Source organism: Limosilactobacillus mucosae, from assembly GCF_013423865.1.
Lineage (GTDB): Bacteria > Bacillota > Bacilli > Lactobacillales > Lactobacillaceae > Limosilactobacillus > Limosilactobacillus mucosae.
The window spans coordinates 732,977-749,954 of the sequence record NZ_CP058954.1 but is presented as its reverse complement, the minus strand read 5'-3'; the positions used below and the strand labels follow the sequence as shown (position 1 = coordinate 749,954).

At 46.9% G+C, this 16,978-nt stretch carries 11 protein-coding genes and 2 pseudogenes; 3 read left to right on the top strand and 10 right to left on the bottom strand.

All coding sequences use genetic code 11. The annotated features are described in order from the left end of the window. Nucleotides 1-14: 14 nt before the first annotated feature. From oxc to H0G69_RS11125, 3 genes and pseudogenes are all read right to left on the bottom strand, one after another. On the bottom strand, nucleotides 15-1,712 hold the full coding sequence (gene oxc / locus H0G69_RS03625) for an oxalyl-CoA decarboxylase (RefSeq protein WP_180305190.1): 1,698 nt from the start codon (nucleotides 1,710-1,712) through the stop codon (nucleotides 15-17). A 118-nt stretch (nucleotides 1,713-1,830) separates the two neighbouring features. Then, nucleotides 1,831-4,944 carry a lectin-like domain-containing protein gene (locus H0G69_RS03620; protein ID WP_180305189.1) on the bottom strand — a complete coding sequence of 1,038 codons (3,114 nt, stop codon included), beginning with the start codon at nucleotides 4,942-4,944 and terminating at the stop codon, nucleotides 1,831-1,833. Between the two features lie 445 nt (nucleotides 4,945-5,389). After that, nucleotides 5,390-5,509 (bottom strand): annotated as a pseudogene (locus tag H0G69_RS11125) (IS200/IS605 family transposase); the annotation flags it as partial. 68 nt (nucleotides 5,510-5,577) lie between these two features. Between H0G69_RS11125 and H0G69_RS03615 the strand changes: the two are divergent. Then, nucleotides 5,578-5,865 (top strand): transposase, encoded by a 288-nt coding sequence (locus tag H0G69_RS03615; protein ID WP_003688751.1) that lies wholly within the window; start codon nucleotides 5,578-5,580, stop codon nucleotides 5,863-5,865. 23 nt (nucleotides 5,866-5,888) lie between these two features. Then, nucleotides 5,889-6,767, top strand: a complete 879-nt coding sequence (locus H0G69_RS03610; RefSeq protein ID WP_180304329.1) for an IS3 family transposase — start codon at nucleotides 5,889-5,891, stop codon at nucleotides 6,765-6,767. A gap of 49 nt (nucleotides 6,768-6,816) precedes the next feature. Here the strand turns inward: H0G69_RS03610 and tnpA are convergent. Then, nucleotides 6,817-7,170, bottom strand: a pseudogene (gene tnpA / locus H0G69_RS03605) (IS200/IS605 family transposase); the annotation flags it as partial. Nucleotides 7,171-7,234: 64 nt separating this feature from the next. Here tnpA and H0G69_RS03600 point away from each other — a divergent pair. Further along, nucleotides 7,235-8,491 carry an RNA-guided endonuclease InsQ/TnpB family protein gene (locus tag H0G69_RS03600; RefSeq protein WP_180305188.1) on the top strand — a complete coding sequence of 419 codons (1,257 nt, stop codon included), beginning with the start codon at nucleotides 7,235-7,237 and terminating at the stop codon, nucleotides 8,489-8,491. A 1,374-nt stretch (nucleotides 8,492-9,865) separates the two neighbouring features. Here the strand turns inward: H0G69_RS03600 and H0G69_RS03595 are convergent. The 6 genes from H0G69_RS03595 to infB form a co-directional block, all read right to left on the bottom strand. Beyond that, nucleotides 9,866-11,020, bottom strand: coding sequence for a 5-methyltetrahydropteroyltriglutamate--homocysteine S-methyltransferase (locus H0G69_RS03595; protein WP_180305187.1), 1,155 nt, complete (start codon nucleotides 11,018-11,020; stop codon nucleotides 9,866-9,868). A gap of 412 nt (nucleotides 11,021-11,432) precedes the next feature. After that, nucleotides 11,433-12,293, bottom strand: a complete 861-nt coding sequence (locus H0G69_RS03590; RefSeq protein ID WP_180305186.1) for an NAD(P)-dependent oxidoreductase — start codon at nucleotides 12,291-12,293, stop codon at nucleotides 11,433-11,435. A gap of 147 nt (nucleotides 12,294-12,440) precedes the next feature. Further along, nucleotides 12,441-13,415, bottom strand: coding sequence for a riboflavin biosynthesis protein RibF (ribF, locus tag H0G69_RS03585; protein ID WP_180305185.1), 975 nt, complete (start codon nucleotides 13,413-13,415; stop codon nucleotides 12,441-12,443). Between the two features lie 9 nt (nucleotides 13,416-13,424). Continuing rightward, nucleotides 13,425-14,318 carry a tRNA pseudouridine(55) synthase TruB gene (gene truB, locus H0G69_RS03580; protein ID WP_056968512.1) on the bottom strand — a complete coding sequence of 298 codons (894 nt, stop codon included), beginning with the start codon at nucleotides 14,316-14,318 and terminating at the stop codon, nucleotides 13,425-13,427. Nucleotides 14,319-14,385: 67 nt separating this feature from the next. Continuing rightward, nucleotides 14,386-14,745: a 30S ribosome-binding factor RbfA gene (gene rbfA, locus H0G69_RS03575; protein ID WP_006499123.1), complete on the bottom strand. Its 360-nt coding sequence runs from the start codon at nucleotides 14,743-14,745 to the stop codon at nucleotides 14,386-14,388. A 25-nt stretch (nucleotides 14,746-14,770) separates the two neighbouring features. Continuing rightward, on the bottom strand, nucleotides 14,771-16,969 hold the full coding sequence (gene infB / locus H0G69_RS03570) for a translation initiation factor IF-2 (protein ID WP_180305184.1): 2,199 nt from the start codon (nucleotides 16,967-16,969) through the stop codon (nucleotides 14,771-14,773). Nucleotides 16,970-16,978 lie beyond the last annotated feature (9 nt).

Here is a 16,978-nt window from a genome sequence, read left to right as displayed (position 1 = left end):
CTCTGCCCCTTTCACTACTTTTTCAGGTCCAGCTTTGGATTCAAGTTGCCAATGTGACCAGATTCCTTACCCATGGATGGGTCGATCTGGACGTTGATAATGTTTGGCCGCTTGGATTCAACCGCCTTTGCAAAGATAACCTTCATTTCCTGGTAGCTGCTTACAAAGTAGCTGTCGCCGCCAAATGCCTTAGCAATATATTCGTGCCTTGCCTGAGCATCCAGCATTGTTGGGCCTGGCTGATCCTCAACTTCACGGTCCGTACCATTGTAGATCCCACCATTGTTAATTACGACGACGGTAATTGGCAGGTGGTAACGACAGATGGTTTCCATTTCCATGCCATCAAAGCCAAACGCGCTGTCGCCTTCCAAAGCAACGACTGACTTGCCAGTTTCAACAGCCGTGGCAATCGCATAGCCCAAACCGACGCCCATGACGCCCCACGTACCGGTGTCCAGACGGTGACGCGGCAGTTTCATGTCAATCATGTTCCGGCCAATGTCCAACGTGTTTGCACCCTCAGAAACCAGGTAGGTATCAGGATGCTGCAGGAAGTACTCTTTGATTGGTTCCAACGCACCATAGTAGCCAAACTTGGCGTTAGTTTCACCAGCTTCAACGCGCTTAGCAAACTTGGCGGCATTTTCAGCCGTCTTGGCACTGATTTCATCTAGCCATGCCTGTGGCGTTTGGTAGCCAGTCTTTTCAAGTGCCGGTACCAGTTTAGCCAGGATTGAGTTCAGATCGCCTTGCAGCGGTGCGTCAATCTTTTGGTTGGAATCAAATTCAGTTGCCTCGATTTCCAGCTGTACGAATTTAGCGTTCGGATTAAACGTAGGTGCCGCACCATGTGAAAGCATCCAGTTGAGCCGCGCACCGATCAGAATTACGACGTCCGCGCCGCTTAATGAAAGTGAGCGCGCCGCAGCTGCAGAGTGCTTGTCCTCATCAGAGATCAAACCCTTTGCCATTGACATTGGCAAGAATGGAATATCGGTTTCAGCAACCAGCTTTTGCACCAGTTTTTCGCTTTGCGCGTATGCCGCCCCTTTACCAAGAATGATCAGCGGCTTTTTAGCACCCTTAATTACCTCAACAGCCCGATTGATTGCTTCATCGCTTGGTGCCTGTTTTGGTGCTGGATCGACAACTTCATAAATGCCGGCATCAGAGTCATCGGTGACCTCAATTTGTTGGCCAATTGTGTTGGCTGGCAGATCAAGGTAGACCCCACCAGGACGACCAGATAATGCCGTTCTTACGGCTCTGGCAACTGCCAATCCCATATCCTGCGCCCGATCGACTCGGTAGGCGGCCTTACAGAACGGCTTGGCAACGTTGTATTGATCGAGACCTTCATAGTCACCCTGATCCAGGTCAATAATGTGGCGTTCCGAGGATCCTGAAATCATGATCAATGGGAAGCAGTTCTTGGTTGCCTGAGCCAGTGCAGTCAAGCCGTTCAAAAAGCCTGGCGCTGAAACGGTCAGTGCCACCCCAGGTTTTTGCGTCAGATAGCCGGCTGCCGCAGCTGCATCAACGGCAGCGTCTTCACGCCGAAAGCCGAAGAACTTCATACCACGCAGCTGAGCTAAGCGCGCAAAATCGGTAACTGGAATCCCTACGACCCCATAAATGTTGTTTAAGCCATTTTTTTGGAGAGCGTCGATCAAAAGGTCGGCACCAGTTTTCATTGATTCATTTGCCATAAGTTTTCGCCTTCATTCATTAGATTTTTAAAAACGAGATTATGCAGACTGCACTGAAAAAATGCAAAGACGTCGATTGTTTAAGGTGGACCTTTTATCATTAATGATGCCATTGCCATTACCTACCTTGATGCATGCCAGAGCGTTTGCGATTTGCGTCAAAGCCCAGCCAGCCGCCAATCGTCGCCAGCAACAGTCCCAAAATACCCAACGAGTCATCGCGCCGATTCCCGGTTTGAGGAAGATGCTTGATTGGTGCCGCTTCGTTAGGGGTTGAAGCAGTACTGTTATTAGAGTTGTTAGTTAATTGGGTAGCAGATGTAGTTTTATTATTGGAAATTACGGTGCGATGAGCTTGAACCACCTGACCGACATGACTGCTGGACGTTTGCTCAATCTGTGAATGGCCCGCTTGATTGCCAGTCGTTTGAGAATTGCCAACAGCCGATGCCGTACCTTTCCCTTGTTGGTCAGTTGGTTTTTGCGATGGCTTATTGTTGGAACCGCTGGAGTGATGATCGGTAGCCGACTTGCGCTTTAGCTTGATCACATAGGTCTTTTTACTGGTATTATCAAAGCTCAGGATCTGGCCATTGGTTGGATCATCAACGAGCTGATAGCCCTGCTGCTCTAAAGCCTTGATCGTATCAGCCGTGCTGTAATCAGAGCTTGATCCATACTTTCCCGTCAGTACCCTGTCATACTTGCCGAGGCTTTGCGGATCAGTAGTGCTGATATCCTCATAGACGACCTTGATCTGTTCGGTGCATGGCTGATAGACCACCTTGATGACTGGATTTTCACCCTGTTTGGCCGTGGCCTCACCAACAACTTGCGGATCGGCCTGATAACCTGGAATCACTGGCGAATCAACCGCGTCATACTTATCTGTTGAAGCAGACCAAGGCGTGTAGGTAACATCGCCGGTAACCTCATCAATATCAGCGCTTCTGGTGTAGTTCACCGTCTGCGTTTTGGTTGGTGCCGCCTGCTTACCGTTTGCAAATTCGTATTTGATTGTCCGCGTCGATTGCTGGTTCAGATCATCCTTTTCAACACCTTGATAAGTCTTCTCAGCATTGTTTGGCAGTGGCGTGCCGTTTGGCTGATAATCATTGGGCCCAATCGTAATGTGACGATGCGTCAGCGTCACGGTGTAGCTTTGATCAGCATTACCATAGTCCAAGACTTTGCCATGGGTTGGATCATTGACTAGTTGATAGCCCTTGGCCTCCAGTTTTTTGATCGTGCCAGCCGTGCTGTAGCCAGAGCTTTTACTCTCGGCACCCGACAGACTCTGATCATACTTGCTAAGGTTTTGCGGATCGGTTTGGCTAATATCTTGATAGTTAACGGTGATCTTTTCGGTGTGGCCGTAAACGTAGATGACCGTACCGTTAAGGCCTTCCTTACTCAGCGTCCCGCTTGGTGCGATACTGCCTTTACCCAGACCAATGTAGGTGTAGCCAGGCAGATTCAGCTGATCCGTTGAGTATGTATTGCCGATTACTGGTGCTCCATTGTAATGAACGGTAGCTTGGTGAATCACCTGACCCTTTTCATTAACGTATTTAACGGTGACTGAAGCGGCAGGAGAGAACGTGAAGCTGGTCAGTTTAAACTGCTGCAAGTTGGTCAGCTCACCGGTCGTAGCCATCAGATTCAAAGCCATCGCAACGTTTCCGTTACCAGGAATATTTGGAATCTGATAGGACCATTCCACCCATTGCTCACTTTCAGGCGTTTGGGCACTGTCATTAAGATGGCCAGCCGGTTCTTGTAGTCTGATCGTCAAAACATGCGTCTGGCCGTCATACTGCATCTGAAAATTATGGAACTTGCCATCCATTAGACTCGTCGTTAATGGCTTGACCGTGCCATCTTGATTATTAACCCACCAGCGCCAGGCCGGCTTACCATCAGTGGTTCGAATTTTTTCGTGGCTGGTCGTAACAATGTCGCCATATGGTACTGCGGTAGTTGGGTCTTGCGACTGTCCATGTTTTTCATCACCATGCCCATTGGTTGGCAGTGGAATCTCATCACCAGGCAGATCGGAAGTCGGCTCGTTATAGTAATCAAAATAAGAATCCAGCTTAAAACCAACCGCATTGGGCAGCCCAGCAATTCCCAGATTGCCGCCAGGACGCCCTAAGGCATCAACTGAGCCGGTATGAAAAACAATCCCCATCCCGTCAGCGCCACCAAAGTCACCGAGATTAATCTGACCATTGAGCGTAAAGCTACTGTCCATGTTGATCTTTTCTTTTAAAGAAACGCCCCCGGCTGAGTATTCCTGACCTTTTTTGGTAAAGGTGATCGTAACCGAGCCATCCGGATTCAATTGATATGTCGCCGTGCCATGCGCATCAAAATATTGGCTGAAGTTTTTGGCATCAACGGTCACATCTTCAGCCGGCAGTGATGAATTCGCACTATCACTGGCTGCCAGGACCGTTGGAATAACTTTACTTGCCGCGCTGTTTACGTTCTGAACCGAAGCAGCGGTTTTGACTGCTGAATTTGTTGTTTGGGCCGGCTTTTTAACTGGCATGGCAGCAGCCGCTTGCTTATCGTGCAATCCAGCATCACTGCCAACTGGTGCACTTATTTTCATACCTTGGGCTGGTAAAAGCTTGCCTGTTGAGGTCCTTGCTGCAGCTGTTTGTGCAGATTCCAAATTTTTGGCGGGCACAATGTTGGCTGAAGTTGATGTTGACGTCTGAACAGGCACAGCACTGGTGGCAACGGATACCAAATGTTTGACTTGTTCAGATGAAACTGAATCTGCAGCTGTGGTATTCTCGCTTTTTGATGTTGAAGCTGCGTTTTTGTTTGCTGCCAAATCAGCTGCTTGACTGGCTGTGTTTGGTGCCTTAACTGCACTTGACGCTGCTGTTTGAGTTCCCGTTGCAGCGCTCGTCGAAGCTGTTAGGCCAGAGTCGGCAGTCGTATTTGAAGCTGAATTTAACAACGTATTCATTGAAGATCTTAAAGTTAAGGCATTCGTCGAAACAGTCGTCTGAGCATTTGGGATGGTTGCTGCCGCCTTGTTATTTTGATCTTGACTAGTCAGCGTATCTGCCTTGGCAGTCACTCCATTGGCACCACCAAGGAAAAAACCGACCGCAATCAACATCGAGACACAGCCAAGCTTTGTTTTACGCAGAGCATATCTTGGCAAAATCGACATTAATTGCCTTTGCCGATCATTTAAATTATTTCTCCCCATTTCAATCCCCACCTTGTATCTTTAATTAACAAAAAAGGCATTAAATAGACTTCCAAATTTCACTGAGTGATTATAGACACGTATTTAAAAAGCAACAACAAAAAATCGTTTACACAACTCAAATCAGGCTGATTTCATCCGTTATAAAATTAAAAATCGATAAGTATAATTTATTTAATATTTCAGAGCGCCGATATAATAAGATTTATTGTTCGTGTTTTTACTTTGCTGTTTTTAACAATTTAATAAATTAATATTTGTTAAAATGAACAAAAATATTTTAATATGAGTTTTTCTTCATGTTATAGGCAGACAGTCAATGGTATTTCAGCCGTTATCATGGGTATTTCAGTATTAACAGGTAGCCTTTTATTGCCAGCCATCCATTTTTAATTATGCCTAGCCGAAAATCCCGTGACTTTAGTCATGGGATGGATAGGCTCACTCAACGTCCATTTGGACACTTTTTCTTTTGGAGTGCATTGTATTTTTGATTGTTGATATAGTTTTCCACTACATCTTTACGCATATTGCCAAGCATACTCATATAGTTGGGCCTAGAATAAAAAGTGTACAAGTTAAATAGAGACTCTGATTTAGTATAATTAAGGAAGTAAATTGGAGGATCAAATAATGACGAAGCACAGTTATGACAAGGAATTTAAGGAACAGGCCGTTCAGTATTACTTAGATAACAAGGATCACATGACCATGAATGAAATAAGTAAGAATCTAGGTATTGGGGCTAGTACATTACATAAATGGATTAAGCTGTTTACTGAGACTGGGGAGTTTGGCCGTGGCTCTGGTAATTTTGCCAGCGATAAGGACAAGGAGATTGCACGACTAAAGCGTCAACTTCGTGACGCTGAAGGAGCGATCGAAGTATTAAAAAAATCAATCGGGATTCTGAGCAAGTAACTACCGAAAAGGTATACCAAGAAATGGACGTTCAGCACGCTTTGGAATCCCACCCTTCCATCAATGGTATGTGTGATTATGTTGGAATCTCAAGAAGTGGTTACTATCAACGAGAAAAGCGTCATAATCACCAATCACCGCGAAAGCTTCGGAAGAAGTTTATTCAAGGTGAAATTAAAGCAATTTGGCTCAAAAGCCTTTGTATTTACGGTGCCGGCAAAATCACCCAAGAACTTCGCTCAAAAGGATATAAGATCGCTGAACGAACTGTTGGTAAGTATATGCGTGAACTTGGCATTCACGCCGTTTACCTAACCCCTTGGACGACTACCACTCGCAATTCTAAGTTTGATAAACAGCTAATAAATATTTTAGACGAGCAGTTCAATCCATTGCGACCAAACGCCGTTTGGTGCATTGACACCACTTATATTCCAGTTCATGACGGATTCGTTTATTTAACCAGTATTATGGACTTGTACTCCCGACGGATCATTGGTTGGGACTTATCTGAAACCTTGGAGGTATCGAATGTCATCCCACTTATTGAAAAGACTAAGCACAGTCGCCATATTAGCAAGCCATTAATCATGCACAGTGATCGTGGTAGTCAGTTTACGTCTGAAGCTTACAATCAAGTTACAGCTAGCATGACATTAAGCTATTCAAAGAAAGCTTATCCTTGGGATAATGCCTGCATTGAGTCGTTTCACGCCTTGATTAAGCGTGAATGGATAAATCGGTTTAAAATCCATTCATACTCCGAAGCTAAACGACTAGTTTTTCAGTACATTGAAACGTTTTACAACACAGTTAGAATTCACAGTCACTGTGGATTCAAATCACCAAAGCAACTTGAAGATGAGTATCAAACTCAAATTCAAAATTTAGTCGTGGCATAGGACAAAAAAGTCTCTATTTAAATTGTCTATTTTATTGACAGGGGACCAAGTAGCTGGGAGACCATAAATGACCACCCCAATATTGTGATTGTCGAATTTCTGGATGTCGTTTGAGAAAGATGAATGCACTACGCCCCTTTAGTGCTTTGATAGCGCTGGTTGGCGCCTTGCTAGGTGGAAAACACTGATCAGTACATGAACATGATCTGGCATTACTTCCATCTTTTCGATTACAATTTCGTTATCTTTTTGCAACCATTCGCAATATGTCTTTCATTTCGTCTGCCAATTCCTTAGTTGAAAAAGTCTGGTAACGATACTTAGTTGCCCAGATTAAATGGTAATGGAAATTATAGATATAACGGCGAGTATAAATAGCGTCTTGAATCTTTTCTTTAGTCATTAAGAACACCTCAATCGTTATAGTCATTAGCTGATGATATAATCCAATTAAAGGAGGTGAAAAAATGAAGTCAATGGCACAGCTAGAATATCATTATGGATTGAAGGTTCGCATCTATCCGAGTGATTACCAAAAACAAATAATCAAGGTTAACAGCGATGCGAGTCGTTTCATCTATAATGAGATGGTTGCAATCGGTAAAGAACTTTGGCAATTAAATCGAGTAAAACTGTCGATTGATACGGTTCAGGATCGGATCCAACAGCTAAAGCTTCGTCAAAACGCTAAGCAGATGTCAAATCATTTCCAGTTTTTAGAAGATAAGCGTATTGACAGTCTTGCTAAGGCTAATGCAATTCAAAACTATCACAAGGCTTGGAACGCTTTTCGCAAGGTTCATGAAGCCGGTGTGCCAAAATTTCATCGTAAAAGCTATGCCTGGCGATACCAGACCAACTGTCAATATCCAAAACAAAAGACGGCCCGGCTAGACAACGGTACCGTCTGCTTTGAAGACCGCAAACATATTGTGGTGCCTAAACTAGGACGTTTGCGGATCAAAGGCGCTCAACAGCGGCTATTGGATCGTCAAGGCGAAACACGCATTGGTACGGTAACCATTTCCAAAGATGCTGCCGATCGATTCTTTTTGTCGCTGCAATTAGGTTCCGATACACCGTTTGTTCCTAAGCTTAGCCGCACTAATCGGCAAATTGGCATTGATCTAAATACAGAAAATTTTCTGACTGCCAGTGATGGTCGAACCATCGCTAACCCGCGCTACTATCGAACAATCAAGGGAAAATTAGCTAAAGCACAGCGTACTCTTTCACGCCGCCAGCGCCGGGCTAAAAAAGAGCAGCGTTCTTTGCGAGAAAGCAAAAACTACCAGAAGCAACGTTTGTTAGTTGCTAAGATCCATGCACGGGTATTTGACCGACGCCATGATTTTCTCCAACGCACGTCTACAGCACTGATCAAGAACCAAGATCTCGTTGTAGCCGAAGAATTGAGGAGTAAGAATCTGCTAAAAAATCATGCCTTGGCAATGAGCATCAGTGATGTTGGCTGGCGGTCTTTCTTGGGGATGTTGTCATACAAAGCCGACCTCTATGACCGTCAATTTATCACGGTCAGCCCTAAAAACACGACCCAAACCTGTCATGACTGTGGTTTTGTAATGGGAAGTGACGGGACCGAAAAGCTGACACTGGCAGATCGTGAATGGATATGTCCACAGTGCCATGTTCATCATATCCGTGATTACAATGCAGCACTAAATATTTTAGAAAAAGGACTCCAGAAACAACAAAAAGCCTAGTCAAAAAGCTAGGCTCATTCCTATGGCAACCTGGGAATGTAAAAGGCATTGGTAATTAGATGATCACTGCTCAAACAACTGCGGCTGTTTGAGCAAATCGTCCGTATCTATGCAAATTGTGGTTCAGGCACTCAATATCGCGGTGTTTGCCCACAAGTCATCGACTTTAGCCGATGGTGGTTGACTTACTAATTCATTTCACTGCCGTTCAACCAAAATTTTATTAAAACTGCTCCGAATCTAGGCTGCCATTTTATGATCTGAAACAGAAAACAGCTGCTTGCTGATAATTTGGCTAAAAGACGCGATCAATCAACTGCGGATTAGTTTACTGAAAAACCGGACCGTTGATTTCAGAATGGTTTTGCTCAGCAGCCAGCTGAAAATCTTAAACTTTCTTACCCAAGTCCAGCCTAAAAAATATTGCATCATCAAGAGACCGGCAGTTAATAATTGCTTATTTCATCATTCAGCAGCCATCCTCCAGAAAGCAGTCATTCAACGGCTGACTATGTGAAGAAAATCGGGCGCGACCAGATTAAGCGGGCCAAATTTACCTACTTTACACCGATTTTTGATCAGAAGTAGGTAATGCATATTCAGCTGGCTTAACTTTACCTACTTTCAGCATCTTTTTCCGAAATAGTAGGTAAAGATGTATATTTAAGAGCTGATTGGGGTTGATTGGGTTAGACCGACTTTGTGAACTACCTACTATTTGGTAATTTTCCGCTAATAGTAGGTAATGTTAGGGAACCCTAACTCGATATACATTAATTTTTACCTACTATGCAATCGATTTTTGAGAAAAGTAGGTAATGATCTTTTTGTCATATGTTTTATGCATATTTTTTTGCATAAACCGCATCATTGATCCCCGCCTTTGACTTTATGACTGCTGAGCAACTTGCTTATCAATGAAACCAAGTCCTTGCCTAACTGCAAATTTCTGATTGCTTCGCTTTTTTCTACCGCTAGTCAAAAACGACTGCGGTAAGAATTGACACACCCCATTTATCGACTGTTGAAACTGACTGCGTGCGGTATCTCTGGTTAGCGATCCTGAGTCCTGCGCAAAAAAACTCGCCTGGCAAAATCTGCCAAGCGAGTTTTGGGATTCAGTAATTAATCAGGAATTTTCTTAATTGAGGTGTCAGAACGTTAATTCGAGAAATGCGTCACGTAGTTTCAGTGGTATGAACGGAACAGCCGCGTTTTAGTTTTTGAAGTGCGTTATCTTTTAAATTTAAGGAGAGTTATAAGAGTACTTGTATTGGAAATTTAGGATTTGACTGATCCGTTTCGCTTTCCCGCCCACTAGTTTTCACGCAGAATATCGTAGCATGGCCGATCCGCTAGCGGTTAAGACTTGGTTTAAGCGCCCCAGACTTCTTCGGCAACGCTCTTGACCAACGCGAGCTTAGCCCATTGCTGCTCTTCAGTCAGAATATTGCCTTCTTCAGTTGAGGAAAAGCCGCATTGTGGACTCAGGCACAGCTTGTCCAAATCATGGTATTGCGCAGCTTCATGAATACGATCCAAAATTGCCTGCCGCTCTTCCAATTCACCAGACTTAGAGGTAACCAGCCCTAAGACCACGTATTTGTCAGCTGGTACCTTGGCCAGGGGTTCAAAGCCGCCCGCCCGTTCAGAATCATATTCCAGATAAAAGGCTGCCACGTCTTCTTTGGCAAACAGGTAGTCGGCAACTGGACCATAACCACCCTTGGCCGCCCAGGTTGAATGATAGTTCCCGCGGCAGACATGGGTCGTAACCGTAAGATCAGCCGGCAGATCAGCCAAAGCCGCATTGTTGATCTTGAGATAGGTTGCCTCCAATTTTTCCCGATCCGCGCCTTCTTTAGAACGAGTTGCCCAGTAGTCTTCATCTACCAGCAGTCCCCAGGTACAGTCATCCAGCTTGACATCGCGACAACCGGCATCATACAGTGCCAAGATCAGATCATGGTAGGCAGCGGCTACGTCTTTGATCAGGTCATCTTCAGAATCATAGTGTTTTTTGATGGCCGCCACGTGCTCATCATCCCGGAAAAGTTCAGAATAAAGCTGCGCCGGTGCCGGAATGCTTTGGCGTGGGATCAGGTCCGTGCCATCCGTTAAGCGCTTAAGGTACTTAAAGGCTTCCAGATCGGGGTGCGTGCCGTTAAAGCGAATCTTGCCTTCAACCTGAGCAGAATCAGCCCGCGTTTCTTCATCATGGAAACGGTAGCCATGTGCCGGCTTAGTATGCGCGATCCCTTCAAAGCCCCAGAACGTGTCCAGATGCCAGTATGAACGCCGGAATTCGCCATCAGTAACCGCGTGCAGCCCAGCTTGTGCCTCTTTTGCGACCAGCTCCTTGATACACTTGTCTTCAACGGCTTTCAGTTCGGCTTGGTCAATTTCATGGTTGGCAAATTTTTCCCGAGCTGCCTTTAGTTCGGCTGGGCGCAGGAAACTGCCCACAATGTCATAACGGAATGGTGAAGTCGTGCGGTTGGTAAAAGTTAAAGCTTGTGCTTGCGTCATATGTGATAACTTCCTTTCGAAAATGCTTGTTTGGCAGGACTTCTCAGGAAATTAAAAATCCCTGGGAAAAGCACATCCTGCACTTTCTCCCAGGGACGTTGACTGCTTATTCAACGTGTTACCACCCTGATTCAGCTAGACCTCACAATCTAGCCCTTACTGAGTACTCTAAAAATTAGAAGACCCGGACCGTGATATCGGACGTCACTCCGCGGCCGGCTTACCAAACGGCTCGCCTGCCGACTTGCTCCAAGACCATCTTCATCGCGTTTCACGATCCCGGCTCTCACCTACCCCGGTTCTCTTTAAAGGCTGCCCGCGACTACTCATCTCTTCTAAGCAATTTCTAATTTTGTTGTAATCATACTATAACGATCAGTACTGATTGTCAACCATAAATTGAGATTTTTTGCTAATCCCACCATAACTTGATCAAAGCCTGCGTGCCATCATTGCCCAGCTGTTTTTCATCAACCAGAATTTCATACAGACGCGCTGCTTCCTTAGTCGCCGGTAGCTCTAGCTTCATCCGCGCAGCCTCATCAAGCGCAATTCGCAGATCCTTTAAGAAATGCTTGGCGAAAAAGCCCGGCGTAAAGTCGTTTTTAAGAATACGGGGCGCATAGTTGTCCAGACTCCAATTGGCCGCGGCACCCCCACCGACCGTCTTGATCACCGTTGCCAGATCCAGACCGGCAGCCTTGGCATACGCAAGCATCTCGCACATCCCAGTCATCGTTCCCGCGATCATGATCTGGTTGGCCATCTTGGCATGCTGACCACTGCCGGCAGGACCAAACCAGTTGACGTCTTGGCCAATCTGTTTAAACAGTGGCGTTAAATATTCGCAATCAGCCTTTTGACCACCCACCATGATCGTCAGCGTGCCGTTTTTTGCTCCCAGATCACCGCCCGAAACTGGTGCATCCAAAATATGCACGCCAGCTGGAGCCGCAGCGGCAATTTTTTGGTCCAGAGCTGGCCGACTAGTGGTCATATCAATCAGGTACTGACCAACAACTGCTCCGCTCAGCAAGCCATCTTCGCCAAAATAGATCTGCTCAACGTCTTTTGGATAGCCAACAATCGACATCACGACTTCACAGTTCTGCATTGCCAAAGCCGGCGTGTCATACCATTTTGCGCCCAGGTCCAAAACTTTTTGAGCATGCGCCTTGGTTCGATTATAGACCTGGACTTGATTACCCGCCTTAAGCAGGTTGGCAATCATTCCGGTTCCCATTACACCGGTGCCAATAAAGCCAATTTTCATCATATCACCTCGCGATTGATTTGCGTTTATTGTAACACGTTGCTGACTTAAAATTGGCAGTTCTTCATGATCAATCACAAACCATTCCGACCCCTACAGGTAGCAAAAAACGGTGCCGGTAAAAAATCGGCACCGTTTACTTTTAATTTATTGCAAAATCTGACCTGGCAGGGCCTTGAAATTTTGCAGCGTCAGTTCCGAATGATGCTGATCAAGTCGCATCTGGGCAATCAAATCATCCGCACTGTTAAACTTGACCTCGCCGCGCAGCCGTTTGATCCAGCGCACCTGCACGTTTTCGCCATAGATCAGTTGATTAAAGTTGAACAGGTAGATTTCCAGTGTCTTTTCATTATGATCGCCAAACGTAACGTTGCGACCCACGCTGGCCATCCCATTATACCAGCGCTCACCGATTTTCATCTGCACGACGTAAACGCCGATTGATGGCAGCCACTCTGCTTCAGGCCAGGCAACGTTAGCCGTGGGAAAGCCCAATGTTCGGCCCCGCGCAAACCCATGCACGACCACGCCGGAAGTCTGGTAAAAGTAGCCTAAAAGCTCATTGGCCGATTGCACGTCACCAAGCTCCAGCAGCTCTCGGATGCGTGTTGAGCCAACCTTATGATTATCCTGCAGCGTCAATTTTTCAACGGTTACTACCTCAAATCGTCCTTTGGCAAACTCTTTTAGATGCGCCATATTGGCCACACTGGGATCAGCTCCATAAGTATGGTCATAGCCAGCTACGGCAACCTGCGTATGAAAGCCCACCATATATTGATCGACAAACGTCTGCGGATCTAAAGCCGACAGCGCCGAGGTGAGATTAACCAGATAAACGCGATCGACTCCCAGCTGCTTTAGCAAATCCAATTTGCGCGGCAGTGGCGTTAGATAATGCACGCCGCCAGCTGGATACTGCTGATAGACGATCTCAGGCCGATGATCATAAGTCAGGACTGCTAGCGGTAGCCCTTTTTCATCAGCAATGCGGCGCGCCGTTTTGATTACCGCCTGGTGGCCACGATGAATACCGTCAAAAAAGCCCATTGCTAAAACGACCGGCCCCGCTGGAATCAATTCTGGATCAAATGGATGATGAATCTTAATAACCTGCATCTATCCCACCTACTTTGTCGACAGCATCTTCAGCGGTTTATAGAGCTGATCTTTTGCCTGATACAGTGCCTTGACCTCACCTTGATAAGTCAGCGCGATTTCAGGTTCTTGGGTGTTCAGACCACTTAGCCAGCCGCCATTTTGAACCTTTTTCCATTGCGCTTCCGTCAATTCAAGATGTGGATAGTTCTGCAAGGCATAGTCCATTGGATAGACATAGCGATTCATAATCTGGGCTTCCATGGCATCTTGAATATCGCTTAGACTCAGGGTCTGATCCAATTCAAAGCCGCCACTCTTAGTTCGTGTCAGACTGCTCATTACGCCAGGATAGCCTAACTTTTCTGCCAGATCATAGGCCAATGTCCGCACGTAGGTTCCCTTGCTGCAGTCGACCACAAAACGAATCCGCTGCTGCTGCTTTTTTTCATCATAGCTGGAAGCCGTCATTTCAAAGCGCGCAATGTGAACGTGACGCTTGGGACGTTCAACGGTTTCGCCAGCGCGGGCATATTCATAGAGCTTCTTGCCATTAACCTTGATTGCCGAATACATTGGCGGAATCTGAACAATGTCACCGGTCAGCTCCTGCATGGCCTGCTTGATCGTGTCTTCATCAATTGGTGCCGTGACTGGCTTTTGGGCCACGACTTCGCCATCCAGATCTTGAGTCGTCGTCGCCTGACCAACTAAAAGCTCGCCAACATATTGCTTACCCGAGGCCATCAAAAACTCAACGACTTTGGTAGCCTGACCCACGCAGATCGGCAAGACGCCATCAACGTTTGGATCCAGCGTTCCAGAATGACCGATTTTTTTCGTGTGCAGAATTCGCCGCAACCGACTGACACAGTCAAAGCTGGTCATGCCGCGTTCTTTGTACAATGGAATAATCCCGTCCAAAAATTTCACCGCTTTCATTTTTTGAAATAATAAAAGGGGGCCGCAAGCTGGGCTCCCTTTTAACTGATTATCGCTCCTGCTTGTGCAGCTGGTTGATCAATTGGTCGATCCGACTGCCATAAGCAACCGATGGATCACGCTTAAACGTGAGCTCTGGAGTCTTGAAAATGTTAAGACGACTGCCCAGTTCGCTGCGAATCAGCCCTTTTGCCTTGTCCAGACCTTGTTGAGCCTTCTCGCCATCGCTGGCCTTGTCAGACAGCAGGCTGTAGTAGATCGTCGCCTGCTGCAGGTCGCCCGTAACGTCAACGCCCGTGATCGTGATGTCTTGAACTCGTGGATCACGCACGCGCTTTAAGAGGATGTCATCAACTTCACGCTGAATCTGTTCAGCCAGCCGATCCACCCGATAGCGTTTATTTGGCATGTTTTTCTCCTTTAGCGACTAGAAGCTACTTAACGGGAACTTCCTTCATCTGGTAAGCTTCGATAACGTCGCCTTCCTTGATGTCATTGTAGTTTTGAATTGTCAGACCACATTCATAGCCCTGCTTGACTTCCTTGACATCGTCTTTGAAACGCTTCAGACTGCCCAGTTCGCCTTCGTAAACGACCACGCCGTCACGAATCAGGCGGACCTTGGAATCACGCGTAATCTTGCCGTCGATGACCATCCCACCGGCAATCGTACCAATCTTGGAAGCCTTGTAGATTTGCCGAACTTCAACCTGACCAACCGTTTCTTCCTTGTAAACCGGTTCCAGCATCCCTTTCATGGCATCTTCAACTTCTTCAATCGCGTTGTAGATGACCCGGTGCAGCCGGATATCGATGTTGTTTGATTCAGCCATGGACTTGGCCAGTGGCGTAGGGCGCACGTTAAAGCCAATGATAACGGCATTGGAAGCCTCTGCCAGCGTGACATCGGATTCAGAAATGGCACCAACGGCCTTGTGGATGATGTCAACGCGAACGCCGTCAACCTTGATCTTTTCCAACGACTGAGCCAGGGCTTCAACGGAACCTTGCACATCGGCCTTGATGATAACCGGCAGCGTCTTCATCTGACCCTTCTTCATCGTGGCAAACAAGTTGTCCAGCGTAACATGACTAGTCTTCTGCCGTTCTTCAACCAAGGCGCGCTTTGCCCGTTCCTCACCAGCTGCGCGGGCCGTCTTTTCATCGTCAAAGACTACGAAGCGATCCCCGGCTTCTGGCACGTCGTTTAAACCAGTGATCTCAACTGGCGTAGATGGCGTAGCTTCCTTGATGCGGCGACCGTTTTCGTTGGTCATCGTCCGGACGCGGCCAAACGTGTTGCCGACAACGATTGGGTCACCAACATGCATCGTACCTTGTTGAACCAGCAGCGTGGCTACGGGACCGCGACCTTGATCCAGCCGGGCTTCAACAACGGAACCCGCTGCGTTTTGATCTGGATTGGCCTTCAATTCCATCATTTCGGCCTGCAGCAGAATCATGTCGAGCAGTTCATCGATGTTCTTGCCAAACTTAGCTGAGATATTGACAAAGATCGTGTCGCCACCCCAGTCTTCTGGGATCAATTCATACTGGGCCAGTTCTTCGATAACCCGGTTTGGATTGGCACCTGGCTTGTCGACCTTGTTAACAGCGACGATGATTGGCGTGTGGGCAGCCTTGGCGTGGTTGATGGCTTCAACCGTCTGTGGCATGACCCCGTCATCGGCAGCTACAACCAGGACCGTGATGTCGGTAATGTTGGCCCCACGCGCCCGCATTTCGGTAAAGGCAGCGTGACCTGGCGTATCCAAGAACGTGATCAGCTTGCCATTGTAGTCAACCTGGTAGGCACCAATTGCCTGCGTGATCCCACCAGCTTCAGAATCCGTAACGTGGGAGTGACGAATCTTGTCCAAAAGCGTCGTCTTACCGTGGTCAACGTGACCCATAACCGTAACGACTGGTGGCCGCGATACCATGTGTTCCGTATTTTGGTTTTCTTGATCAAAGAATTTGTCCAAGTCGGCAATGTCTTCTTGAACCTTTTCCTTGGCTTCGATGCCATAATCAGCAGCCAAAAGCTCAATCGTGTCCGTATCCAGGGATTGGTTTTGGTTAACCATGACGCCAAGCATAAACAGCTTCTTGATGATTTCAGCTGCTGGGCGGTGCAAAAGCTTAGCCAGATCCTGCGCGTTCATGCCTTCCGTGTATTCAAGAACATCTGGCAATGGACGATCCTTACGCTGAGTTGGCTGCTGCTTTTTCACTTCGCGCATCCGTTGATTCTTGTTGTGCTTGTTGTTTTTATTGCGACGGTTCTTCTTGTTGTTCTTGTTTTTGTTGAAAACGTGAACGCCACGGCTATTGTCATCATTACCGCCACGGTTGTTGTTACTGTGGCGATTGTTGTTTTGAGACTGCTGACCGTTTTGCGGACGGCTGTTGTGTTCTGGGCGCTTTGGCTGTTCCTGCTTTGGCTGACTGGCCTTAGCAGCGGCTGGCTTATTGGTACCCTTGGCCATGCTGCGCAGACGGTTGGCTTCTTCTGAGGTCACGGAGGACATATGACTTTTCACCGTGATTCCCTCCTTTTTGGCCATATCCACCAAGTCCTTGCTTGGCATTTTCAGCTCTTTGGCTAGTTCGTAAATTCGTTCTTTGGCCATCGAATCACG